The organism is Buttiauxella noackiae ATCC 51607, from assembly GCF_001654865.1.
Taxonomy (GTDB): domain Bacteria; phylum Pseudomonadota; class Gammaproteobacteria; order Enterobacterales; family Enterobacteriaceae; genus Buttiauxella; species Buttiauxella noackiae.
In genome coordinates, this window is sequence record NZ_LXEO01000002.1 from 204,374 (window position 1) to 227,513 (window position 23,140).

19 protein-coding genes are annotated in these 23,140 nt (G+C 49.5%); 7 read left to right on the top strand and 12 right to left on the bottom strand.

The window, feature by feature from the left end; genetic code table 11:
- Positions 1–347: 347 nt before the first annotated feature.
- Complete coding sequence (locus M979_RS00985) at positions 348–3,830, top strand: C2 family cysteine protease (RefSeq protein ID WP_064553131.1); 3,483 nt, start codon at positions 348–350, stop codon at positions 3,828–3,830.
- A 636-nt stretch (positions 3,831–4,466) separates the two neighbouring features.
- On the top strand, positions 4,467–4,868 hold the full coding sequence (cueR, locus tag M979_RS00990) for a Cu(I)-responsive transcriptional regulator (RefSeq protein ID WP_064553133.1): 402 nt from the start codon (positions 4,467–4,469) through the stop codon (positions 4,866–4,868).
- 5 nt (positions 4,869–4,873) lie between these two features.
- Here cueR and M979_RS00995 read toward each other — a convergent pair whose 3' ends face one another.
- From M979_RS00995 to tesA, 5 genes are all read right to left on the bottom strand, one after another.
- The gene (locus M979_RS00995; protein ID WP_064553135.1) at positions 4,874–5,320 is read right to left on the bottom strand and encodes an NfeD family protein; all 447 of its coding nucleotides are present in this window, start codon (positions 5,318–5,320) and stop codon (positions 4,874–4,876) included.
- Entirely contained in the window at positions 5,317–6,231 is a 915-nt protein-coding gene (locus tag M979_RS01000) for an SPFH domain-containing protein (protein WP_034459995.1), read from the bottom strand. The genes M979_RS00995 and M979_RS01000 overlap by 4 nt, the downstream gene beginning before the upstream one ends.
- Before the next feature lie 173 nt (positions 6,232–6,404).
- Positions 6,405–7,259, bottom strand: a complete 855-nt coding sequence (locus M979_RS01005; protein WP_064553137.1) for a co-chaperone YbbN — start codon at positions 7,257–7,259, stop codon at positions 6,405–6,407.
- A 56-nt stretch (positions 7,260–7,315) separates the two neighbouring features.
- A complete protein-coding gene (locus tag M979_RS01010; RefSeq protein WP_064553139.1) occupies positions 7,316–8,086 on the bottom strand; it encodes an SDR family oxidoreductase in 771 nt (256 codons plus the stop codon).
- A 41-nt stretch (positions 8,087–8,127) separates the two neighbouring features.
- The gene (gene tesA, locus M979_RS01015) at positions 8,128–8,757 is read right to left on the bottom strand and encodes a multifunctional acyl-CoA thioesterase I/protease I/lysophospholipase L1 (RefSeq protein WP_074388615.1); all 630 of its coding nucleotides are present in this window, start codon (positions 8,755–8,757) and stop codon (positions 8,128–8,130) included.
- Here tesA and ybbA point away from each other — a divergent pair.
- The 3 genes from ybbA to M979_RS01030 all read left to right on the top strand — a co-directional run bounded on the left by ybbA (position 8,725) and on the right by M979_RS01030 (position 13,745).
- Positions 8,725–9,411 carry a putative ABC transporter ATP-binding protein YbbA gene (gene ybbA / locus M979_RS01020; RefSeq protein ID WP_064553182.1) on the top strand — a complete coding sequence of 229 codons (687 nt, stop codon included), beginning with the start codon at positions 8,725–8,727 and terminating at the stop codon, positions 9,409–9,411. The genes tesA and ybbA overlap by 33 nt on opposite strands.
- A complete protein-coding gene (ybbP, locus tag M979_RS01025; RefSeq protein ID WP_064553143.1) occupies positions 9,408–11,822 on the top strand; it encodes a putative ABC transporter permease subunit YbbP in 2,415 nt (804 codons plus the stop codon). Before ybbA ends, ybbP begins: the two co-directional genes overlap by 4 nt.
- A gap of 396 nt (positions 11,823–12,218) precedes the next feature.
- Positions 12,219–13,745 (top strand): sensor domain-containing diguanylate cyclase, encoded by a 1,527-nt coding sequence (locus tag M979_RS01030; RefSeq protein ID WP_083963876.1) that lies wholly within the window; start codon positions 12,219–12,221, stop codon positions 13,743–13,745.
- Between the two features lie 290 nt (positions 13,746–14,035).
- Here the strand turns inward: M979_RS01030 and mnmH are convergent, their stop codons facing one another.
- The 5 genes from mnmH to ppiB form a co-directional block, all read right to left on the bottom strand.
- Entirely contained in the window at positions 14,036–15,133 is a 1,098-nt protein-coding gene (gene mnmH / locus M979_RS01035; protein WP_064553147.1) for a tRNA 2-selenouridine(34) synthase MnmH, read from the bottom strand.
- A 123-nt stretch (positions 15,134–15,256) separates the two neighbouring features.
- A complete protein-coding gene (gene purK, locus M979_RS01040) occupies positions 15,257–16,327 on the bottom strand; it encodes a 5-(carboxyamino)imidazole ribonucleotide synthase (RefSeq protein WP_064553149.1) in 1,071 nt (356 codons plus the stop codon).
- Positions 16,324–16,833 carry a 5-(carboxyamino)imidazole ribonucleotide mutase gene (gene purE / locus M979_RS01045; RefSeq protein WP_064553151.1) on the bottom strand — a complete coding sequence of 170 codons (510 nt, stop codon included), beginning with the start codon at positions 16,831–16,833 and terminating at the stop codon, positions 16,324–16,326. Before purE ends, purK begins: the two co-directional genes overlap by 4 nt.
- 266 nt (positions 16,834–17,099) lie before the next feature.
- Positions 17,100–17,822 (bottom strand): UDP-2,3-diacylglucosamine diphosphatase, encoded by a 723-nt coding sequence (gene lpxH / locus M979_RS01050; RefSeq protein ID WP_064553153.1) that lies wholly within the window; start codon positions 17,820–17,822, stop codon positions 17,100–17,102.
- A gap of 8 nt (positions 17,823–17,830) precedes the next feature.
- Positions 17,831–18,325 carry a peptidylprolyl isomerase B gene (ppiB, locus tag M979_RS01055; RefSeq protein ID WP_034460004.1) on the bottom strand — a complete coding sequence of 165 codons (495 nt, stop codon included), beginning with the start codon at positions 18,323–18,325 and terminating at the stop codon, positions 17,831–17,833.
- A 176-nt stretch (positions 18,326–18,501) separates the two neighbouring features.
- Here ppiB and cysS point away from each other — a divergent pair, with 176 nt between their 5' ends.
- Both cysS and M979_RS01065 read left to right on the top strand, forming a co-directional pair.
- Positions 18,502–19,890, top strand: coding sequence for a cysteine--tRNA ligase (gene cysS / locus M979_RS01060; RefSeq protein WP_064553156.1), 1,389 nt, complete (start codon positions 18,502–18,504; stop codon positions 19,888–19,890).
- Positions 19,891–19,979: 89 nt separating this feature from the next.
- Complete coding sequence (locus M979_RS01065; RefSeq protein WP_064553158.1) at positions 19,980–20,642, top strand: helix-turn-helix domain-containing protein; 663 nt, start codon at positions 19,980–19,982, stop codon at positions 20,640–20,642.
- 46 nt (positions 20,643–20,688) lie between these two features.
- Here the strand turns inward: M979_RS01065 and ahpF are convergent, their stop codons facing one another.
- Both ahpF and ahpC read right to left on the bottom strand, forming a co-directional pair.
- Entirely contained in the window at positions 20,689–22,248 is a 1,560-nt protein-coding gene (gene ahpF / locus M979_RS01070; protein ID WP_064553161.1) for an alkyl hydroperoxide reductase subunit F, read from the bottom strand.
- A 209-nt stretch (positions 22,249–22,457) separates the two neighbouring features.
- Positions 22,458–23,021, bottom strand: a complete 564-nt coding sequence (ahpC, locus tag M979_RS01075; RefSeq protein ID WP_034458146.1) for an alkyl hydroperoxide reductase subunit C — start codon at positions 23,019–23,021, stop codon at positions 22,458–22,460.
- Positions 23,022–23,140: the final 119 nt, after the last annotated feature.

Sequence of the window (23,140 nt, forward strand, 5' to 3'; positions counted from 1 at the left end):
AGTTATAACTCATTGATTGGTGATAATTGGTTGTAAAAAACACAAAGTTGTTTGTTTTGGTAAGCGCGAGTTAGTGCTTGTAAGTATTTTCATATTTTGAAATTTCACTATTTAATATGTTGTGATTAAATTCCCCGCAAAAATAAAAGCTGCTGGTAATGATGTTGATTGATAATATTTATATGAACTCATCTTTTTCTTTCAACCACTTAAAGAATGTGTGAGCTATTAACTTTTAACTACCTGCCACGATACTTATATTGCAGGTGGTTATTCATTTCTAATAAATATTATTCATTTCGGTAAGAGGTTACACTGTGCCTGATTCCATACAAAATACCCCCCCCATGCCTGACCTTAATTCAATTGGTTCATGGAGCAAATCTGATTACGAACTACTGACCGCAGATTTTGTTAGCAAGATGACTGCAGACCAAATTCATGCCATGAGTCATACCTCGTGGATGCCGGACGCTACAGCGGCTGGATTTACACCTGAAATGGTTACGAGCATTAATATCAGTATGTACTGGTTCAGTGCTGGATGGCTAAATAACCTCAGTACAACTGCAATACAAGCACTGACTCAAAAACAGATGGGGGAATTCACTGCGACGACTCTTTGCGGTCTGGATGCCAACCATTTATCAGCCTTAAAACCTGAACAGGTCTCGGCGATACAGGCCAGTTTTTATTGGTTCACCGACGAATGGTTGAACAATCTGAGTATTCCGGCATTACAGGCGATAACGGGCACTCAACTGAACGGGCTTACAAGTACTAATCTTTCTAAACTCGATAGTGCGCATGCCGCTGCATTGACGGCGACCCAGGTAGCAAGTTGGAGTACGACTTATTATTGGCTAACTTCAACCTTCTTGAACAATCTTAATACCCAGGCATTTCAGGCCATTACTGCCGCTCATCTTAATGAGATTACGGTTGCGAACTTTGGCGCGTTGGATAAAACGCAAATTGCCAGTATTACTGATGAAAATCTCCGTAGCCTTAATAACTCTCATCTTTCAGCATTGTCCGCAGAACAGGTCAGTGCCATTGCACACCTTGGTGCATTAAGCAGTGCACAATTTGGACTACTAAATATTTCTGCGTTGTCAGTATCGACGCTTGAAAAACTGACTGAAAATGAATACTCCGCACTGACTGCCGGCCAGCTTGATGCGATTAGCAACGAGAAATTTGATGTACTGAATCTTTCCAGGCTTTCAACATCAACTATTGGCGCAATGAGTAAGGCGGTTTATCAAAAGCTCACTCCTGAGCAGATTGCTACTTTAAGCTCTGAGCAAATCCATGCGATGGCCCACACGTCATGGATATCTGATGCCACGGCCAGCGCCTTTACTCCGGAGCAGATACGAAGCATTAATATCGGTATGAACTGGTTTAGCGCAGGATGGTTTAACAACCTGAGCATTGAAACATTGCAGGCGATGACACCTGTTCAGGCAAACCAGATTTCCGCCACCACACTTGCGGCTCTGGATAATGAGCACCTGCATGCTTTTACCGCAGAACAGATCGGCGGCATGAATAATTTCGACAAACTGAACAGTACGCAATTTGGTTTGTTAGATCTTTCCAAAATACAAACATCAGTCATCAGTAATTTAAGCGATACCGAATATAAAGGGCTTACAGCTAATCAAATTGCCTCCTTAAGCGCTGAACAAATTAACGCAATGGGCCATGCCGCATGGATGACTGATGGTGCTGCTTCCGGGTTTACGCCAGATCAGATTAAGAATTGCACCCAGAATTTCTACTGGTTCTCCCCTGGCTGGTTTAATAACCTGACGACTGAAGCATTCCATGCAATCAAACCTGAGCAGATGGGCCAGGTGTACCTTGATGCCTTTAATGGGTTGGACGCTGAACGTCGTGCCCAATTAACCGCGGACCAGGTTGGCGGAATTATCTATAATTTTTACTTCTTCTCTCCTGACTGGTTTAACAGTTTAAGTCCGGATGCGATGAAAGGGATAACTGCCGATCAGTTTACTCATATTCAGACGGATAATTTTAAGCATTGGGATAACGACCATTTGGCTACATTAACGGCAGCACAAGTCGCATTTGCTCCGCATCTGAATGCACTGACTAGCGATCAATTTGGGCATTTAAATATTTCCGAACTGCCAGTTTCGTCCATTAAGCAATTATCTAAAACGCAATATCAGGGGCTGACAGCGCAGCAAATTAGCTCATTAAGTGCCGAGCAAATTCAGGGATTGCAGCACCTTAGTTGGATCTCAGCGGCTGCAACTCAAGGTTTTACAACCGCCCAAATGCAGGCGTTTGGCAATGATTTATCAGGTTTTTCCGCGACATTCCTCAATAATCTGAGTCTGGATGCAATGAGTGCGCTCACTCCATCACAGCTTAAGACCCTTACTCCTGTTGCATTTATTGGGCTGGAATATCGACATTTCCTTGCTTTGAATAATTTCTCTGATTTTATTGATATGGTGTCGTCGTTCACATCCGATCAGCTGTTAACGCTTTCTCCGATGCTATCTATCGAGCAACAGGGTCTGCTGTCGGAAAGCCAGCAGGCGTTAATTAACAAATCTGTGGATGCGGGATTCTCATTGGTTGACGGTGTGCATGACCCGATACTGAAAACCAGCATGCATAACGCAGTGACCAACGACTCGTCTTTGTTTAGTTTTACAACGATTGAGTCCGTGCTTAAAGATTTAGCCTCTCAATTAACAGGTGATCTTACCGAAAGCCAGTACAACGACATAAAAAATTATGTGCAGCAAGTTGGCAATGTTTGTGGGACTGACTCGGCAGTCTACTCGCTATTCAACGGGTTGATGGGCACCAATGGCGCATCTGTTTACTGGAGTGCTACCGGTGACGGGGAGCGAATTGGCAGCTTGAGTGAGGGCTCGTCAGCCACGCAATTTAACCAGCTAATTTCTACCTGGTTTGATGGTGCGAACGACCCGAAATCTTCCTCATCTGATAATGTTGATGGGCGCCCACTTTTCGCTAAAGGTGGCCCGTCAATTAACGACATCACTCAAGGTAACATTGGGGATTGTTCGCTTCTTTCCGCGCTTCAGGCAGTTGTAGAAACTGCACCTGATTTCATTAAGTCGATGATTGTTCAGAATCCGAATGATACTTACAGTGTACGTTTCTTCAAAGACGGTGTGCCTCATTGGGTCACCGTAGATGGCAATGCCTATAGCAGTGGCACAAATTCAGCAACCTCGAGTTGGGCGGCGATTGTTGAACGGGCGAACGTTGGTTTTGAAGCGACTTATTTGAATGAAGTGAATGATTACTCAAGTTTGCCTGGTGGCTACGAGAAACTGGGGGAAATTACGGGTGATGCATACACAACGTTCAGAGCGGTATATACAACTGAGGAAAAATGGAACACCACGGACTTTGATCTATTGAAAACCGCGGTATTAAACGGTCAGCCTGTACAATTTTCCAGTTGGGATAGCTCACAAAATGCGGTTACTGGGCAAACTAATCTCGTTGATGGGCACGCATTTGCAATTATCGGTTTTGACGACGTAACGAATGATTTTATTCTTGCCAACCCATGGGGTGCTTTCCGTAATGACGGCGTCCAGGGAACATTTGAAGCCTCAATGGATCAAATGTGGCAGAAAGGAAACTACAGTACCGGTATTGCGATCGTGAACTCAACTGGAACATCTGACGCTGCCGGGCAACTCGTTCACGCGATGGCCGCAATGAGTACACCTCCTTCGGCAGCGCTCACAACAGCTGCGTTACCAGTCAACGTGAATAACGGCACTCTTGCTGCTTCACATGCCTGATAATTAAACCTTAATATCTCCGTTCGTTCTGGGCGGAGATATTTACCCCTGCTATTTGCAGTGTGTTTATTTTCTTAATTTATAAAAATTCCTTAGCAGTACTTGCAGAATGTTAATATTCATCCATGTCGCATTTAAAATATTTTTAATTTTTCAAAGTATTATGTGAAAAGGGATTAGTTAACCAATACTTTTCTACCATTCCCTTCTTAATGCACAGCCATGTACTAATGTTACACAAGGTTTTTCGACAGGTGTTTGTCGTTGTCTTTATGTATCAGCGCATTATTACTTATTTTGGCTATGCAGAGACTGCTTATGAATAATATATATCGCTTGGCGAGGAGCCATGTTGCTAACAGTTTTATTGCTGTGGCAAAATTTCTCGGGCAGGGAAAAAAGGCAGCAGGAGTTGGTGAGGTAGCAGAAAGCTATTAGCGACAGCGTTGATGCTTGCCGGGAGTTATTCAGGTGTTGTCAGTGCAGTTTGTTATCTGGAACATACCCAAACTATGCATGGCGGTGGGTATGAAGATCCGCTTCTAATATGATTTTGGGGTCAGGATCGTTAATATGAATGACCCACTTTCGCAGGTCGGATTAGCGAAGCGACATCCGACAAAATCAGGAGGAAACATGAACATCAGTGATGTCGCGAAAAAAACCGGCTTAACCAGTAAAGCGATTCGTTTTTACGAAGAGAAAGGGCTGGTGACCGCGCCGCTTCGTGCTGAAAACGGCTACCGTAGCTATACGCAAAAGCATCTTGATGAACTGACATTGCTGCGCCAGGCGCGACAGGTCGGGTTTAATCTTGAAGAGTGCCGCGAACTGGTCAACTTGTTCAATGACCCGGCGCGACACAGTGCAGATGTGAAAACCAGAACGCTGCAAAAAGTGGCCGATATTGATAAACACATCAGCGAATTGCAGGCGATGCGCCAGCATTTGCTCGCGCTTGCCGAATCTTGCCCCGGAGATGACAGCTCTGATTGCCCAATCATCGACAATCTTTCGGGCTGCTGTCACCGCCAGTAGCAAGTTTAAAGTGCCTTCACCTTCAAGGTAATGCCTTCAACGGCGAGCACCACCACTTCGGTACCTGCCGCTAAATCGATATCTGCCATCACCGGCCATGAGCTATCCGCAACCCGCACATGGCCGCGGCCATTTACCAACGGGGCTTCAAGACGCAAACGCCTGCCGATAAGCTGGTGGCCGCGCTGATTAAGCACTTCGCCAGGTTCCTGCTGCTTGCGTGTCGACAGCCAGCGCCACCACAAAAAGGCGGCAACCAGCGTCAGAATAGCAAAGCAAACGCCTTGCCATTCCCAGCCTAACGGCACAATCCACACCAGCAAACCCGTCAGCACAGCCGCAACGCCGCTCCATAACAAATAACCGCTGGCACCGAGCATTTCAGCTGCCAACAACAGGCCGCCAAGTGTCAGCCAGAAGATATGCGCGTGAGCAAACAGCAGGGCTATCATTTTTTACGCTCGGTACCGCTTTGCGCGATAAGTTCGCTAATCCCGGCAATCGACCCCATCAGGCTGGTGGCGTCGAGCGGCATCAGCACCACTTTGCTGTTATTGGCCGAACCAATCTGTTGCAGCGCATCGGTATATTTCTGGGCAACGAAGTAGTTAATGGCCTGGATATCCCCTTTAGCGATAGCCTCAGACACCATTTGCGTCGCGCGGGCTTCCGCTTCCGCACTACGTTCACGGGCTTCTGCCTGTAAGAATGCTGACTGGCGCTCGCCTTCGGCTTTCAGGATTTTTGACTGCTTGTCGCCTTCGGCTTTGACGATTTCCGCCTGACGAATACCTTCAGCTTCCAGAATATACGCACGTTTGGTACGTTCAGCTTTCATCTGCGCATTCATCGCGTCAATCAGTTCAGCCGGTGGGCGCACGTCACGAATCTCGATACGGGTGATTTTTATGCCCCACGGATTGGTGGCTTCATCAACGATATGCAGCAGGCGGGTATTGATGTTGTCGCGCTGCGAAAGCATTTCATCGAGCTCCATTGAGCCCAAAACGGTACGAATATTCGTCATGGTGAGGTTTATTATGGCCAGCTCAAGATTGCTGACCTCATAAGCGGCGCGCGGGGCGTCAACGACTTGAATAAAGCACACAGCGTCGATGGCGACGTTGGCGTTATCTTTAGAGATGACTTCCTGGGATGGGATGTCGAGGACTTGCTCCATCATATTGATTTTGCGGCCAATGCGGTCCATAAACGGCACCACAAGGCTCAAGCCCGGCATCAGAGTTTTGGTGTAACGGCCGAAGCGTTCCACAGTCCATTGGTAGCCCTGCGGCACGATTTTTACCCCGGCGCCGACGATAATTAGCGCCACGAGGATCAGTACGGGAATGACGATTAGCATCAAAAAAACCTCCATTGTTTATTTGATGTAAGTCTACCCCTTAACGCAGAAACATTCAGTGACTTCCCTTTCTGTAATGTTTCATTTATTCATTTCAAACACGGTGGATGGCAACCGGCGTGGCGTAGGTCGGGTAAGGCGCAAGCCGCCACCCGACGCTTCCCAAAGACAGATCAATACAGCAAAGAATAAAGCTGGCGGCGATATTTAGAAGCCAACGCATCGCCCGTTCCGAGCGCGGCAAGAATTTCCATCATCATTTTACGCACTTGCCCGTCTGCCGCACCCAGATCTTTTTTCAGATGGGTAAACAGCAGTTCCAGCGCTTCTTCATTACGCCCTACCTGATGCAGTTGCAGCGCCAGTTGGCTGGCTAACAGGGCATTTTGTGGATCTTGCTCAACTTGCTGTTGCAGCAACTGGATCTCTGGAGTATCAGCCGCTTGCTTGAGCAGATCGATCTGCGCCACCAGGCCCAAATAACGCGTATCCTGATCCTGCAACGGAATAGTTTTCAGTACCGCTTCAGCATCTTCACTACGGTTCAGCGCAATTTGCACTTCCGCCAACAGCAGGCCGATTTCGCTAGCCTGGTTGGAAAGTTGCCACGCGTCTTTCAGCAACGGCAGCGCTTCTGCGTGTTTACCTTCTTGCATCAGCATCATGGCTTCTTGCGCTTTCAGCTCTTCTTCACGCGGCAAAACCTTTTCCAGCAACGCGCGAATCGCTTCTTCTGGCTGTGGCCCCTGGAAACCGTCCACTGGCTGCCCGTTCTGGAACAGGTAAACGGTTGGAATGCTGCGTAAACCAAACTGTGACGCGACCATTTGCTCGGCATCACAATCCACTTTGGCAAGAATAAACTGGCCCTGATACTGCGCGGCGAGCTTATCCAGAACCGGTGTCAACTGCTCACAATGTTGGCTACGTGCAGACCAGAAGTAGAACAGAATTGGCGTAGTAACGGACTGTTCCAGCGTCTGGTGTAGGTTCGCTTCGGTAATGTCGATATTGTATTGGGCAGACATAAATCAATTCCTTATAACGATTTGCCTTTACATGGGGGCAAGCAGAGGCGCTTCAACTAACCACGTAAAATTTTATCCAGCATGCGACCAGGCAACAGGCGGCGCAACCAGCTTAAAGCGTGTGCGACCAGCGTGACCGGATAGCGTAATTTCGGCTTCGGGCTTTCAAAAGCATGGCGCACTTTTTCCACTACCGCTTCCGGGCCGAGCGTAAAGCGTGCGGCAATCCCCGGATTTTCTACCGGTTTATCTGCCTGCGTCTGGTTTACGTTTTGAGAAAACTGCGTACGAATCGGGCCGGGTTCAATCAAACTGACTTTAATGCCGCTGTGATGCAGCTCCATGCGCAGCGCATCGGACCAGGCTTCCAGCGCGTATTTGCTGGCGGCGTAAGCCCCGCGCCCTGGCGTTGCAACCAGGCCCATCACCGAACTGGTCATTACAATGCGCCCTTCACGGTGCGGCAACATCGCGGGCAGCAGCAGCATGGTGAGCTGGTGGGTGCCAAACAAATTGGTCGAAAACTGTTGCTCAAGCTGTTCGCGGGACAGCGTTTGCAACGGCCCATACACGCCAAATCCGCCATTATTAAACAGCCCGTAAAGGCGATTATCCGTCAGCTCGATAACGTATGCCGCTGCGGTTTTCACGCTTTCCGGGGAGTCGAGATCGAGCAACACGCCGGTAAATCCGCTTTGATTCATACGTTCGACATCTTCAGGCTTGCGACACGCAGCCAGCACGCGATAACCCTGGCGCTTTAAATCCTCGGCGCAGGCGAGGCCAATTCCGCTGGAACAACCTGTAATTAAGACGGATTTTTGCATAACTTTACCCGAGAGGGACCCCGATTGTTCATGAGTCGTGGTTAACTATTATGGTTAACTAAAGGCGCCAGACGGGAAGACATCCAGTCGGCGATAAACGGTTGAGCATCACTGTTCGGATGTATACCGTCATCCTGCATCCATTGCGGTTTTAAATAGACCTCTTCCATAAAAAATGGCAGCAGAGGAATTGAAAACTCTTTGGCAAGTTGCGGATAAATAGCGCTAAACGCCTCATTATAACGACGCCCGTAGTTTGCGGGCAGACGTATTTGCATTAGCAGGGGTTCAGCGTTTGCCGCTTTCACATCGTTGATTATCTGGCGCAAACTTTTTTCGATAGCCTGCGGCTGAAAACCGCGCAGGCCGTCGTTGCCACCCAGTTCAATTAATACCCAGCGAGGCTGATGTTGTTTCAGCAGTGCCGGTAACCGCTCCAGCCCTTGTGGCGCGGTGTCGCCACTAATACTGGCGTTCACGACTTTCGTCTTTTGCTGGTGCCATTTTGCATCCAGCAACGCGGGCCAGGCCGCCGTTGCCGACATCCGGTAACCGGCGCTCAGGCTATCGCCCAAAATCAACAACGTGTCCGCAAAAGCGGCGCGACAGGTCAACAAAGCCAGAAACAGGAAGGGCAAATGCCAGCGGAAAACATTGTTGAAGTTCATCATCTTAGTAAGTCCGTAGGAACGGGGGAACACCAGCTCTCCATCCTTACCGGAGTTGAGCTGGTTGTCAAACCGGCGCAGACCATCGCGCTAATCGGTGAATCAGGTTCAGGGAAGTCTACACTACTGGCGATTCTGGCCGGGCTTGATGATGGCAGCGAAGGGGAAGTTCACCTCTGCGGCCAGCCGTTGCACAGCATGGATGAAGAAGCGCGAGCGGCGCTGCGGGCGAAAAACGTCGGCTTTGTGTTCCAGTCATTCATGTTGGTTCCCACGCTCAACGCGCTGGAAAACGTCGAACTCCCGGCTTTGCTGCGGGGCGAAAACGACTCATCCAGCCGCGCGCAGGCCAAAGCATTGCTTGAACAGCTTGGTTTGGGGAAACGTCTGGATCACCTTCCGGCGCAGCTTTCGGGTGGCGAACAACAGCGCGTGGCGCTGGCTCGCGCATTTAACGGTCGCCCTGGCGTATTATTCGCCGATGAACCCACCGGCAACCTCGACCGACAGACCGGCGATCGCATCGCCGATTTACTCTTCTCCTTAAATCGTGATTTTGCCACCACGCTCATCCTCGTTACGCACGATGAACAACTCGCTGCCCGCTGCGACCGCCGCTTACGTCTGCGTGAAGGTCAATTGTGGGAGGAAGCATGATTGCCCGCTGGTTCTGGCGCGAATGGCGCTCGCCATCGTTACTGATTGTCTGGCTGGCGTTGAGCCTGGCGGTGGCATGCGTACTGGCGCTGGGCAATATCAGCGACCGCATGGAACAAGGGCTAAACCAGCAAAGCCGCGACTTTATGGCGGGTGACCGCGCATTGCGCAGTGCGCGAGAAGTGCCGCAAGAATGGCTGGATCAAGCGCAAAAAGAGGGCCTGAAAGTCGGTAAACAACTGACGTTCGCCACCATGACGTTTGCCGGAGACACGCCGCAGCTGGCATCGGTAAAAGCGGTCGATGGCGTTTACCCGATGTACGGCCAGCTCGACACGAATCCGCCGGGGTTAAAGCCTGAGCCGGGAAGCGTGCTGTTGGCCCCGCGTTTAATGGCGCTGCTCAATCTTAAAGTCGGCGACACGCTCGATGTGGGCGACACCACATTGCTCATTGCAGGCGAAGTCGTTCAGGAGCCGGATTCTGGGTTTAACCCGTTCCAGATGGCCCCACGTTTAATGATGAACCTGGCGGATGTGGAAAAAACCGGTGCGGTCCAGCCGGGGAGCCGCATAACCTGGCGCTACAAATTTGGCGGCACGCCGCAGCAGCTCGAAAAATTCGAAAACTACCTGCTACCCAAACTCAAGCCGGAACAAAAATGGTACGGCATGGAGCAAGACGACGGCGCGCTGGGGAAATCCCTTGAACGCTCACAACAATTCCTGCTGCTTTCCGCACTGCTGACGCTGCTTCTGGCGGTGGCGGCGGTCGCGGTGGCGATGAATCACTATTGCCGCAGCCGCTACGATTTAGTCGCTATCCTAAAAACGCTGGGGGCAGGGCGAGCCGCGCTGCGCAAGCTGATTATCGGCCAATGGTTGATGGTTCTGGCACTGGCGGCAATTACCGGCGGAGCCGCCGGTCTGGTATTTGAAGCGGTGCTGATGCGCCTGCTAAAACCGGTTCTGCCCGCAGCACTTCCACCCGCAAGCCTGTGGCCGTGGGTCTGGGCAGTTGGGTCGATGGTGGTGATTTCGCTGCTGGTGGGTTTACGACCTTATCGTTTATTACTGGCAACTCAACCGCTGCGCGTGTTGCGTCGTGACGCGGTGGCTAACGTCTGGCCGCTGAAAATCTACCTGCCGATTATCGCGATAGTGGTGGTGGCGTTGCTAGCTCTGCTGATGGGCGGAAGCACGCTGCTGTGGGCGGTGCTGGCAGGAGCGGTGGTGCTGGCGGTGCTGTGTGGGGTTGTCGGCTGGGGCGTGCTGAAGCTGCTGAAAAAGCTGACGCTGAAAAACCTCGCACTGCGCCTGGCGGTGAACCGGCTGTTGCGCCAGCCATGGGCAACGCTAAGCCAGCTTGCCGCGTTCTCGCTTTCCTTTATGTTACTGGCGTTATTGCTGGTGCTGCGCGGGGATCTTCTCGACCGCTGGCAACAACAACTCCCGCCAGAAAGCCCGAACTATTTCCTGCTGAACATCGCCACTGAACAGGTTCAGCCAGTGAAAGAGTTTTTGGCGGAACACCAGATTATCCCGGAATCTTTCTACCCGATTGTGCGCGTGCGCATGACGGCGATAAACGGTAAATCCACCGAAGGCAATCCGGATGAAGCGCTCAACCGCGAACTAAACCTGACATGGCAAAGCCAGAAGCCAACGCATAACCCAATCCTTGCGGGCACCTGGCCGCCAAAAGCGGGCGAAGTGTCGATGGACGAAGGCGTGGCAAAACGCCTGAAGATAAAACTGGGCGATACCGTCACGTTTATGGGCGATACCCAGGATTTCTCGGCAAAAGTGTCCAGTATGCGTAAAGTCGACTGGGAAAGCCTGCGCCCGAACTTCTATTTCATCTTCCCGCCGGGGGCGCTGGATAACCAGCCGCAAAGCTGGCTAACCAGTTTCCATCTGGAAGGTAAAAACGGCGTACTCACGCAGCTTAACCGCGAATTCCCAACCGTGAGTTTGCTGGATATTGGCGCGATTTTGCGCCAGGTCAGCCAGGTGCTGGAGCAGGTAAGCCGGGCGCTGGAAGTGATGGTCGTGCTGGTTACCGCTTGTGGCGTTTTGCTGCTGCTGGCGCAGGTTCAGGTCGGTATGCGGCAACGGCATCAGGAACTGGTGGTGTACCGCACGCTGGGTGCCGGAAAACGCCTGCTGCGCACCACGCTGTGGTGTGAGTTTGCGGTGCTGGGCCTGGTTTCCGGGCTGGTCGCCGCGATAGGTGCTGAAACGGCGCTTGGCCTGCTGCAAACCCGCGTGTTTGATTTCCCATGGGAACCAGACTGGCGCCTGTGGGTGATTCTGCCGATAAGCGGTGCGGTGCTGCTGTCGATTTGCGGCGGATGGTTAGGTGTGCGTTTGCTGAAAGGCAAAGCGCTATTCCGCCACTTTGTGGCCTGATTCTTCATCGAACTGTGGCGGGAAGCGCGTGAGCTTTCCGCCCTGTTTACTGCAAATTCTGAAGTCCATCTAAGTTAGATTAGGGGATTGCAAACAGCTTTTTAATTTACAGGTAATAGGAAAGAAATTTTAATTCCCCAACCAACCTGAGAGTGAAGGGATATTAGCAACTTATTAAAAATTCTTAATAATTAAATGCATAATAAATTCGCGTGCAATTAATTATTTTCAATAAGCAATAAATTTAGATTAATCATTATAGCTCCCTGTATAATGATGGAACATCACAACCTAAAAACTCAGTAAGACATGCCTTTCACAAAAATAACACACGACGCATTAAATTAAGAAACATTATCACAATAAATTTTACATGAACTCTTGGTAAATAAGTTAATGAAAGTTACAACAAATAAAGCAGTAACAACTTTAATGTTAATTATGCTTATACCTTTTTTACTTTTCGCTACCTGTACTTTTTTCTACATTAGAAACAATGTTGAAGAAAATTTCATTTCAACTATTACGCGCATTAATGAAAACACCGCTCAGGGGAGCGTGGAGCATCAGGTTTCTGAAATAAAGTCCATTGTTCAATTTCTGGCATCAAGTATTGATGGCGATAATATAGATAAATATATTTCATTTAAGCATGATGAAATAAATACAATCATACCTTCGCTTGTTAATTCAACGGTGTTTTTTAAGGGCGCAATAATTTCAGATTTAAATGGCAGGTTTCGTTCTTACCCAAACATGATTGAACAGAGCACTTACAATCCCATTGATAGGCCATGGTATCCAAAATATGGAATAAAAGATGAACTTTATTTTTCACTCCCATATATAAGTGTTGCCAAAGATGTGCACAATAGTGAAGCGAATAAATCCATCGCGGTTAGTATGAATATCTTTGATAATGTAGGTGAGTTAAAAGGTAATGTGGCTTTAAAACTTGATCTTGTAAGAATGAGTGAAATATTGCAGCACAAAGTAATCCCTTACAATGGGGTGTTTGAAGTTGTGGCCAGGGATGGCAGCATAATTATGCACTCAGATCCAAGTGAAATATTTATTAACACTATTCCACTCTCCTGGATAAAAAAGGCAATAAGACCCTCTGGTTACTTTATTGATGAAAACACTAAAGAATATGTTTTTTATAGGCGTTACAATAATCCAGGCTGGATAGCATTCACTGTGATCAGCCAGGATGCACACAATGAAATATTCAACGCTTCATTTTTATTGTTTTTCTCAGCCATTGCTACTTGCATAGTAATTTACCTGATTATAATGTTACTTTGCAGGATTTATTTTAAACAACTGCTTCATATGTTATTTATGAACATTCATGGGATTGACGTATCAAAAGAAAGTACAACTCTTGAAAGTCTTACAAACAGTATGCTTCAGAAAAATAAAGAAATTCAAATAGCAGAAAATATATCCCTTACAGACAGCCTTACCGGTCTCGGTACCCGGCGAAAGTTTGATAGAGACATTGAGGATATTATTGAAAATAATAATTCTTTTCATCTTGCTATGATAGATTTAGATAACTTTAAGAGCATTAATGATACGTATGGTCATCATACAGGAGATTTAGTATTAAAATTTGTTAGTCAATCCGGCTTAGAATCTCTAGAGCATTTTGCTACGCTTTATAGGTTTGGTGGAGAAGAGATCGCAGTGATATTCCCTGGTGGTAGCTATGCTGAAATCTATTACCATTTGGATCAGTGGAGACTTAAGGTCAACAACCGTAAGTGGCGAGAAAAACAATTTTATACATCATTCAGTTGCGGTCTGGCGACATGGCAAGCCGGAGAAACCCCACAACAAATTTTAGAAAAAGCAGATAAATTACTCTATGCCGCTAAACAAAAAGGGAAAAACTGCATTGTTGGGATTGAAGGATAATGATGACCTAAATTAACAATGCATTGACTGCCTCTCTTTCTCCATAGAGGCAGTCACAAAGAAAATAATCATCTATCTGTTTTAAGCAAGATCGCCTTTTTGATTGAGCACACCATACTCCCTGCGCATTTTGAAGTGTTCCTGATAAAGTTTGATCACTCGCGGTATATGCCTGAAGACCAGAATATTTTCGCTATTGGCCTTGTCATGCTGAAAATGAAAGCCAGGATACTCTCGTGAGCAAGCGTCGATATTGTCTGAAATCAAGCAGGCTATTCTGCCTGGCTATATCAGGTATTGCTTCGCAGCCATTCCTCCACCTGCTGGTAATCGCCACGAAACACGATGTTGTCTGCTTTTTTGCTCAGCTGATAGCGATACATTGGGTCGTAATACTCTTCAAGCAGCGGAGCAAGCCAGGCGAGGTGGCCTTCGACTGAACCGGTTTTACGCTGCAATTCTAGCGCGTTATCAAGATGCGCCGCGAACTGTGTAAAACGCTCCATCCCTAAACGGCGGCGAATGGCGAACAGGCCGTGGTGCAAATACTCGCCGTAATTTTGCCACGCCGTTTCTTCATCGCTGACCGACAAAAACGCGGCGCTCATTTGCTCAAAATATTCGGTTTTTAGCCGCTCTAAGCGCTGATCGAACGGATCGTCAATCACCACAATCGGTGAGCGTAACATCTGTTCTCTGAAGCATTCCGGAATATGGCGCGAGCCAATCATGCGGCCTTCATCTTCCACAACCCACGTCATTTCCGCGCCGTCACTTTTTTTTAAAAGCGTTACGGCCAGATTATTTTCGAAGTTAGTTTGCGAGGGTTGTTCCACAATCGTGCGGCCAAATGACGAGCCGCGATGATGCGCCAGCCCTTCAAGATCGACGCCGGTTGGCAGCGAGCGAATCAGAATGGTTTTGCCGCCGCCGGTGTTGCCGCTGACGAGGATCATCGGCCAGCGCGAGCGGGATTCGATCACGTCCATCGCGTAATGGCGCAGCGCTTTGTAACCACCTTCGACCAGTGGATAGTCAACGCCCGCGTCGCGTAGCCATTCCTGAACGAGGTGAGAGCGCATGCCGCCTCTGGCGCAGCACAGGTATCCTTCAGGATTCTGGCGACATTGCTCAAGCCACTTTTGCAAACGGGCTTCACGAACTTCGCCGTTCACCAGACTATGGCCTAATTCCACTGCCGCTTCCTGCCCACGCTGTTTGTAGCAAGTACCCACTTGCGCGCGCTCATCATCAGACATCAGCGGCAAATTCAGCGCGGCAGGCATCGCCCCCTGGCTAAATTCCACCGGAGCACGCACGTCGATAAGCGGGATACCGGCGCGCAGCAGATGTTCATAATTTTGAGTATCAGGACGAGCGTTTTGCATACATAAACCTTAGAGCGTGTGTGGCCGAAACGCCGTGGATTGTGCGCTTTGCAACGAAGAAAAGAAAGTTATGCGGGGAATGAGTGTAGGGCGGGCCCGCGTAAACGCGAGCCGCCACTATGATTAATGAGCGAGTTTGCTCTGCGCCCAGGCAATGCCGCTGGCGTAATCCGCTGGCAACAACGGCACGATAGCCTCAAGTGTTGCGCTCAGTCGGTCAGTATCGCTGTCGTTGAGGTTGAGATGGCCCACTTTGCGACCTTCACGCACCTCTTTGTCGTACCAGTGCAAATGGACTAACGGTAGTTTCAGCCAGTCGTAGTTCAGATCGGTGCCGATAAGGTTGATCATGACTGAGGGTGAATTCACCACCGGTTGTGGCAACGGCAGGTCTACAATCGCGCGCAGATGTAATTCGAACTGGCTGATGGATGCGCCGTTTTGCGTCCAGTGTCCGCTGTTATGCACGCGTGGCGCGAGTTCGTTAATCAGCAATCCTTCAGGCGTAATAAAGCATTCCATCGCCATCACACCGACATAGTTCAGCTCGTGCATGATGGCAGAAAGCATCGCTTCTGCCTGTTGCTGTTGCTCAATGTCTGCGTGGGGGAAAACGACGCTGGTACGCAAAATGCCGTCCTGATGCAGGTTATGCGTCAGCGGGTAAAACACGGTTGTACCGTCATGCCCGCGCGCGCCGACAAGCGATACTTCACCGGAAAAATTAATGCCTTGCTCGACAATACACTCACCGTAGCACTCATCCGGCAACTGATCGGTTTCTTGGCTGCGCAAGCGCCACTGCCCGCGCCCGTCATAGCCACCGACGCGGCGTTTCACTATCGCCAGTTCGCCCAGGTTCTGGAACACACCGGCCCATTTGTCGCGACTGGAAAGTAACTGCCACGGCGCGGTCGCAAGCTCGAGTTTATCGAACAGCTGTTTTTGCGTCAGACGGTCGGCAATTATTGGGAAGACGTCACGGTTTACGAACGCGTTGTGACGAGCCAGTTCACGGGTGAGGGCCGTTTCCGGCCAGCGTTCAATTTCAGCGGTGATAACGCTTTGTGCAAATGGCACCGCTTCGGGTTCTGCATCTAAACCAACTGGATAAACCGCGATGCCCAACGGCTCTCCCGCCTGACGCAGCATTCTGCCAAGTTGACCATTGCCCAGCACGCAAACGCGTTTCATGCATCACCCCGAGGATCTGGGTTATCCAGCACTTCATTGGTTTGTGCCTGACGCCAGTTTTCCAGGCGTTGGCTCAGTTCTTTATCATGCAAAGCGAGGATTTGCGCTGCCAGCAAAGCGGCGTTGGCTGCACCTGCTTTACCGATGGCCAGCGTACCAACCGGAATACCACGCGGCATTTGTACGATGGAATAGAGACTGTCCACGCCGCTTAACGCAGCACTCTGGACTGGCACACCCAGCACGGGAACCAGGGTTTTTGCCGCGATCATACCTGGCAAATGCGCAGCACCGCCCGCACCCGCAATAATCACCTGATAACCGTTGTCGGCTGCCTGTTCGGCAAAACTGAAAAGTTTATCGGGAGTTCGGTGCGCGGAAACGACTTCTACGTGGTGCGGGACATCAAGTGCGGTGAGGATTTCGGCGGCAAACTGCATGGTAGCCCAGTCACTTTTGGAACCCATGACAATGGCGATACGCGCCGGGGTCTGGTTGGAGGACATGCGTCTCAAAACTCCTGTGGGTAGCAAACATCACCGAACGTGGCTCGAACGGTCAGAAGGGCTCAGAGAATAGCATGAAGAAAGGGCAAGGAAAACGGTTGCGTGGCTAATCTGGTAGCGAAAACAGCCATTTTTATACGCTATTAACTCTAAATAATTTGAGTTGCAGGTAGGCGGCAAGGGAGCAAATCCCCAGGAGCTTACTTGAGTAAGTGACTGGGGTTTGTGAGTGCAGCCAACACCCCTGCGGCTCGAAGTATGACGAGTTAAAACTCGAAAGGAATTAGTTCGACGTCTTCAGCAGTGACTTTAATCATCGAACCTTCTGTATGCCACGCTCCCAGCACGCAGCGAAACGCCGGTTTGCCGTTGGCGGAAAGGGAGTGAATTTCCGGGCGATGCGTGTGGCCGTGGATCATCCACTGCACCTGGTGGCGTTCGAGAGCGTCGATAACGGCTTGCGGATTCACATCCATAATCGCCATCGATTTGCTGCTGTTAGAGGCTTTGCTGTTGGCGCGCATTTTGGCGGCCACGCGTTTGCGGATAAACAGCGGCAGGGCGAGGAATAAACATTTAAGCCATGGCTGGTGCACTTTTTTGCGGAAGGCCTGATAACCATGGTCATCGGTGCAAAGTGTGTCGCCATGCAGGGCCAGGATTTTGCGGCCGTAGAGATTGAGCACTTGCTCTTCGGGCAGCAACGTCATTCCGCTTAAACGGGCAAAACGTTTGCCGAGCAGGAAATCGCGGTTGCCGTGAATAAAGAAGCAGGGAACACCAGAATCCACCAGGTCTTTAATAGCTAAAGCGATTTGGCGGTGCAGCGGTTCGGGGTCATCATCGCCAATCCAGGCTTCAAACAGATCGCCAAGAATATAGAGCGCATCAGCTTCCCGAGCGGTGCCCGCCAGAAAACGCAGAAAACCGGCGGTAATCGCCGGTTCTTCTGAACACAGATGTAAATCTGCGATAAACAGCGTCGCCATGGGGCGAATTATTCGCTGACGGTTACGCTTGTGATAACCACGTCTTCTTTAGGAACGTCCTGGTGCATACCGCTGCGACCAGTGGACACGCCTTTGATTTTCTCAACAACGTCCATGCCTTCTACAACTTCAGCAAATACGCAGTAACCCCAACCTTGCATGCTTTCGCTGCTGAAGTTCAGGAAATCGTTGTCAGCCACGTTAATGAAGAACTGGGAACTTGCAGAATGTGGCGCCTGGGTACGTGCCATTGCTAGCGTACCTTTAGTGTTTTTCAGGCCGTTATTCGCTTCGTTCTGGATGGTGTCTTTGGTCTCTTTTTGCTTCATACCCGGTTCAAAACCGCCGCCCTGGATCATAAAGCCATTGATCACACGGTGGAAAATGGTGTTGGCGTAGAAACCTTCGCGGCAGTACTCGAGGAAGTTTTTAACAGTAATCGGCGCTTTATCATCAAAAGTTTTGATTACGATATCGCCGTGATTAGTATGAAAAGTAACCATGCTGTGCATCCTATATTAGTCAGACAGTGTTCCGGCAGACGGTGCCGCGACACAAGGTGGTTGTTATAGCATAACTGCGCATGATCATCACCTTGCAAAGCGTGCTGCTTCCTGACGGAATTTTGAGGTAACATATAGCCCAATATCGACTACACACGCTTATATGGAATCCCCTGATGTTAAAAATCTTTAATACAATGAGTCGCCAAAAAGAGGAATTCAAACCTATTCATGCCCCGGATGTTGGCATGTACGTGTGTGGTATCACCGTTTACGATTTGTGTCATATCGGTCATGGCCGTACTTTTGTCGCCTTCGATGTAGTGGCACGTTACCTGCGTTATCTCGGTTATAACCTGAAGTACGTGCGCAATATTACCGATATCGACGATAAAATTATCAAACGCGCCAACGAAAACGGCGAAGATTTTGTCGCTCTCGTTGACCGTATGGTGGCTGAAATGCACACCGATTTCGACGCGCTGAATATTTTGCGCCCGGATAGCGAGCCACGTGCGACCAAACATATCCCAGATATCATCGAAATTGTTGAACAGCTTATCGAGCGTAACCACGCCTATGTTGCCAGCAATGGTGACGTGATGTTCTCGGTTGAATCCGATGCTGATTACGGCAAACTTTCCCGCCAGGATCTGGAGCAATTGCAGGCTGGTGCGCGTGTTGAAGTAGAAGCGAACGTTAAGCGCAATCCAATGGATTTCGTGCTGTGGAAAATGTCCAAGCCGGGCGAACCAAGCTGGTCATCCCCATGGGGCGAAGGTCGTCCAGGATGGCACATTGAGTGTTCAGCGATGAACTGCAAACAGCTCGGTAACCATTTTGATATTCATGGTGGCGGTTCAGACCTGATGTTCCCGCACCACGAAAACGAAATCGCCCAGTCTACCTGTGCGCACGGCGGCGAATACGTTAACACCTGGATGCACTCCGGGATGGTAATGGTCGACCGTGAGAAAATGTCTAAATCGCTGGGCAACTTCTTCACCGTGCGTGACGTGCTGAAATATTACGATGCCGAAACCATTCGCTACTTCCTGATGTCCGGCCACTATCGCAGCCAACTGAACTACAGCGAAGAAAACCTGAAACAGGCGCGTACTTCGCTGGAACGTTTGTATACAGCACTGCGCGGCACAGACGCTAATGCGCAGCCTGCGGGCGGCGAAGCGTTTGAAGCCCGTTTCCGTGAAGCGATGGACGATGACTTCAACACGCCAGAAGCTTACTCCGTGCTGTTTGATATGGCGCGCGAAGTGAACCGCCTGAAAACCGAAGATTTGGCTGCTGCAAATGGCCTGGCGGCTGCGTTACGCCAGCTTTCTGCCGTCCTGGGCCTGCTTGAGCAAGAACCCGAAGTCTTCCTGCAAAGCAGCGTACAAGCCGATGATGGCGAAGTCGCTGAAATCGAAGCGCTGATTAAACAGCGTAACGATGCCCGTCAATCAAAAGACTGGGCGCTGGCAGACCAGGCCCGCGACCGTCTGAATGAAATGGGCATCGTGCTGGAAGATGGCCCGCAGGGCACGACCTGGCGTAGAAAGTAATCCTTATACGGTCTGTTATACAGAAAGCGGCGTAAGCCGCTTTTTTTATCAACTATGATTGTGGTGCGAGGAATAAAAAGGATTAATTCATGACCACCGTAAATGATCAAAACAGTGAATCAGGGCTGTCGACTCTTTATCCATGCAGACCAGTCGCTGAGATAGATGCTCTCCAGGAAGCGCTTTCCACGCTTGGGACGGTTCGCTCTTTCCAGCAAAACGATGAAATTCACGCAGTTCAGCAGCACGAGAAATTCCTGTATCTGTTCACCGAGGGGCGTTTCACGGCTGTTCGTGCAAATGATGGCTTAGTGCTTTCATCTGTTAGGGGCAAGATTATTTATGGAATTGCTGAATGTTTGCGGCCTCGTGGCGGCTGGTATTTGAAAGTAGAAGAGGCATGTAAGGCGCGGGTTATCCCGGCTGAACATGCATTTGAACTCTTCACCCGACAGCAATTATGGGAGTCCGTATCTGTTCTTCTTGCCTGGTTTTTACAGATGTACTCTTTACGTGATGAACATCTGGTAGGGGTTCCGGCGTACGTGATGATTCGCAGTAAATTGCTCGAACTAAATTTGCAACCTGCTGATATACGCCGTGATATGAATGCGGCAGATTTTATTCAGGAACGTACGCAATTAGCGCGTAGCACGATTATGGCAATTCTCGGGGAATTACGTCGTGGTGATTATATTGAGATTAAGCGCGGGAAACTGATCGGTATTAAGCATTTGCCAAAAGAGTATTAAAAATGGCCCATCAAGCAGCGATGGGCCATTTTTATGGATGGTTCTATTACGAATTACGAATCAAATAATCAAACGCACTCAGAGAAGCTTTTGCACCTTCGCCCGTCGCAATGATGATTTGTTTGTACGGCACCGTTGTGCAGTCGCCTGCGGCAAATACGCCTTTCACTGTGGTTTCGCACTTCGCATCAATAATAATTTCACCCATGCGGTTGCGTTCAACGCTGCCTTCCAGCCAGTTGGTATTTGGCAACAAACCGATTTGCACGAAAATACCTGCCAGTTCAATATCATGTACGCTTTCAGTGACACGATCTTTATACTGCAAACCGGTCACTTTCGTGCCGTCGCCTTTTACTTCCAGCGTTTGAGCATTAAGTATAATGTCGACGTTTTTCAGGCTGCGAACTTTGTTCTGCAATACCTGGTCGGCTTTCATTTCTGGAGCAAACTCCAGCAAAGTCACGTGTTCTACGATACCCGCCAGGTCAATTGCTGCTTCGACACCGGAGTTACCGCCGCCAATCACCGCCACGCGTTTGCCTTTAAACAGCGGGCCGTCGCAGTGTGGGCAGTAGGTCACGCCTTTGGTGCGATATTGTTCTTCGCCCGGCACATTCATGTTGCGCCATTTCGCTCCGGTGGCAATGATGATGCTGCGTGCGCTAAGTGTTGCGCCTGAAGCTGTTTGAATCTGATGCAGGCCGCCTTCGGTCTTAGCCGGAATCAACTTGCTGGCACTTTGTGTGTCGATAACATCCACGTCGTAGTCATCTACGTGGGCTTTCAGTGCGCCCGCCAGTTTTTGGCCTTCAGTTTTCGGCACGGAAATGTAGTTTTCGATATCAACGGTATCTAATACCTGGCCGCCAAAACGCTCGCCCATCAAACCGGTACGAATGCCTTTACGTGCGGAATAAACTGCCGCCGCCGCACCCGCTGGGCCGCTGCCGACAATCAGCACATCGTAAGCTTCACGTTTGTTCAGTGCTTCTGCCGCGCGTTTTTCTGCGCCGGTATCAATTTTACCGACGATTTCAGCAAGCGTCATACGCCCCTGACCGAACTCTTTGCCGTTGAGGAATACCGCAGGCACGCCCATAACGTTGCGTTCCTGAATCTCATTCTGGTAAACGCCACCGTCAATCGCGGTGTGGCTGATGCGCGGATTCAGTACCGCCATCAGGTTCAGCGCCTGTACCACATCCGGGCAGTTGTGGCAGGAGAGCGAGTAATAGGTTTCAAAATGGAAATCGCCGTCGATCTCGCGGATCTGCTCAAGCAAATCTTGCGACTCTTTCGACGGATGTCCCCCGGTCTGCAACAGTGCCAGTACCAGAGAAGTAAATTCGTGGCCGAGTGGGGAACCAGCAAAACGCGGACCTTTATCGGAACCTGGATTTGTAATCAAAAACGACGGTTTTCGCACCGGTAAGTCGTTATCAATGCTGAAAGTAACTTTGTCAGATAACTCCGCAATCTCTGCCAGCAGTTCCTTTATCTCGGTTGATTTTGCACTGTCGTCCAGCGTGGCAATCAACTCAACAGGTTTGGTTAATCTCTCAAGGTAAGCTTTGAGCTGGGTTTTCATGTTGTTGTCGAGCATGTGTAAATCTCCCTGTTTTACGCTTCATCATTTAAGCCGCCTCGTTGTTGGCAGCCTTCGTTCACCCCAGTCACTTACTTAAGTAAGCTCCTGAGGATTCTCTCAGTCGCCGCCGCGATGCGACTTAAATGATATTGCGTAAGTCTTTGCAAGTTTTAAGAAAAATCGGCTGCAAATGCAGCCGATAAAGTAGAAATACGACGGGTATGTTAAATTTTACCGACCAGGTCTAAAGACGGAGCCAGAGTCGCATCGCCTTCTTTCCATTTAGCCGGGCAAACTTCACCTGGGTGAGAAGCCACATACTGAGCGGCTTTCACTTTACGCAGCAGGTCAGATGCGTCACGGCCGATACCTTCAGCAGTCACTTCGATAGCCTGAATGATGCCCTGTGGGTCAACGATAAAGGTACCGCGGTCTGCCAGGCCTTCGTCTTCACGCATGTTCTCGAAGTTACGAGTCAGTGCGCCAGTCGGGTCACCGATCATTGCATATTTGATTTTTGCGATGGTGTCAGAGCTGCTGTGCCACGCTTTGTGAGTGAAATGGGTATCTGTGGAAACAGAGTAGATATCCACGCCCAGTTTCTGGAATTCTTCGTAGTGGTCAGCCACATCGCCCAGTTCGGTTGGGCAAACAAAAGTAAAGTCAGCTGGATAGAAGAAGAAAACGCTCCAGCGGCCTTCTACATCCTTCTCGGTAACTTCAATGAATTCACCGTTTTTAAAAGCGCTGTTTTTGAATGGTTTGATTTTTGTATTAATTAAAGACATCTGTACTTCCTCCGTTTTGCGATGGGAGAAAGATACCGAATCTTATTAAAAGGTTCTAATGGGCAAATTGTATTGAATTGATAAGTATTTCCTTGCAACCGAAACGGCAGGCATAAAAA

What these genes read in the sequence shown, in the direction of transcription:
- M979_RS00985 (WP_064553131.1), top strand. Translation starts at nt 348, where the DNA reads ATGCCTGACCTTAATTCAATTGGTTCATGGAGCAAATCTGATTACGAA.
- cueR (WP_064553133.1), top strand. Translation starts at nt 4,467, where the DNA reads ATGAACATCAGTGATGTCGCGAAAAAAACCGGCTTAACCAGTAAAGCG.
- M979_RS00995 (WP_064553135.1), bottom strand. Translation starts at nt 5,320, where the DNA reads ATGATAGCCCTGCTGTTTGCTCACGCGCATATCTTCTGGCTGACACTT.
- M979_RS01000 (WP_034459995.1), bottom strand. Translation starts at nt 6,231, where the DNA reads ATGCTAATCGTCATTCCCGTACTGATCCTCGTGGCGCTAATTATCGTC.
- M979_RS01005 (WP_064553137.1), bottom strand. Translation starts at nt 7,259, where the DNA reads ATGTCTGCCCAATACAATATCGACATTACCGAAGCGAACCTACACCAG.
- M979_RS01010 (WP_064553139.1), bottom strand. Translation starts at nt 8,086, where the DNA reads ATGCAAAAATCCGTCTTAATTACAGGTTGTTCCAGCGGAATTGGCCTC.
- ybbA (WP_064553182.1), top strand. Translation starts at nt 8,725, where the DNA reads ATGCCAGCGGAAAACATTGTTGAAGTTCATCATCTTAGTAAGTCCGTA.
- tesA (WP_074388615.1), bottom strand. Translation starts at nt 8,757, where the DNA reads ATGATGAACTTCAACAATGTTTTCCGCTGGCATTTGCCCTTCCTGTTT.
- ybbP (WP_064553143.1), top strand. Translation starts at nt 9,408, where the DNA reads ATGATTGCCCGCTGGTTCTGGCGCGAATGGCGCTCGCCATCGTTACTG.
- M979_RS01030 (WP_083963876.1), top strand. Translation starts at nt 12,219, where the DNA reads ATGAAAGTTACAACAAATAAAGCAGTAACAACTTTAATGTTAATTATG.
- mnmH (WP_064553147.1), bottom strand. Translation starts at nt 15,133, where the DNA reads ATGCAAAACGCTCGTCCTGATACTCAAAATTATGAACATCTGCTGCGC.
- purK (WP_064553149.1), bottom strand. Translation starts at nt 16,327, where the DNA reads ATGAAACGCGTTTGCGTGCTGGGCAATGGTCAACTTGGCAGAATGCTG.
- purE (WP_064553151.1), bottom strand. Translation starts at nt 16,833, where the DNA reads ATGTCCTCCAACCAGACCCCGGCGCGTATCGCCATTGTCATGGGTTCC.
- lpxH (WP_064553153.1), bottom strand. Translation starts at nt 17,822, where the DNA reads ATGGCGACGCTGTTTATCGCAGATTTACATCTGTGTTCAGAAGAACCG.
- ppiB (WP_034460004.1), bottom strand. Translation starts at nt 18,325, where the DNA reads ATGGTTACTTTTCATACTAATCACGGCGATATCGTAATCAAAACTTTT.
- cysS (WP_064553156.1), top strand. Translation starts at nt 18,502, where the DNA reads ATGTTAAAAATCTTTAATACAATGAGTCGCCAAAAAGAGGAATTCAAA.
- M979_RS01065 (WP_064553158.1), top strand. Translation starts at nt 19,980, where the DNA reads ATGACCACCGTAAATGATCAAAACAGTGAATCAGGGCTGTCGACTCTT.
- ahpF (WP_064553161.1), bottom strand. Translation starts at nt 22,248, where the DNA reads ATGCTCGACAACAACATGAAAACCCAGCTCAAAGCTTACCTTGAGAGA.
- ahpC (WP_034458146.1), bottom strand. Translation starts at nt 23,021, where the DNA reads ATGTCTTTAATTAATACAAAAATCAAACCATTCAAAAACAGCGCTTTT.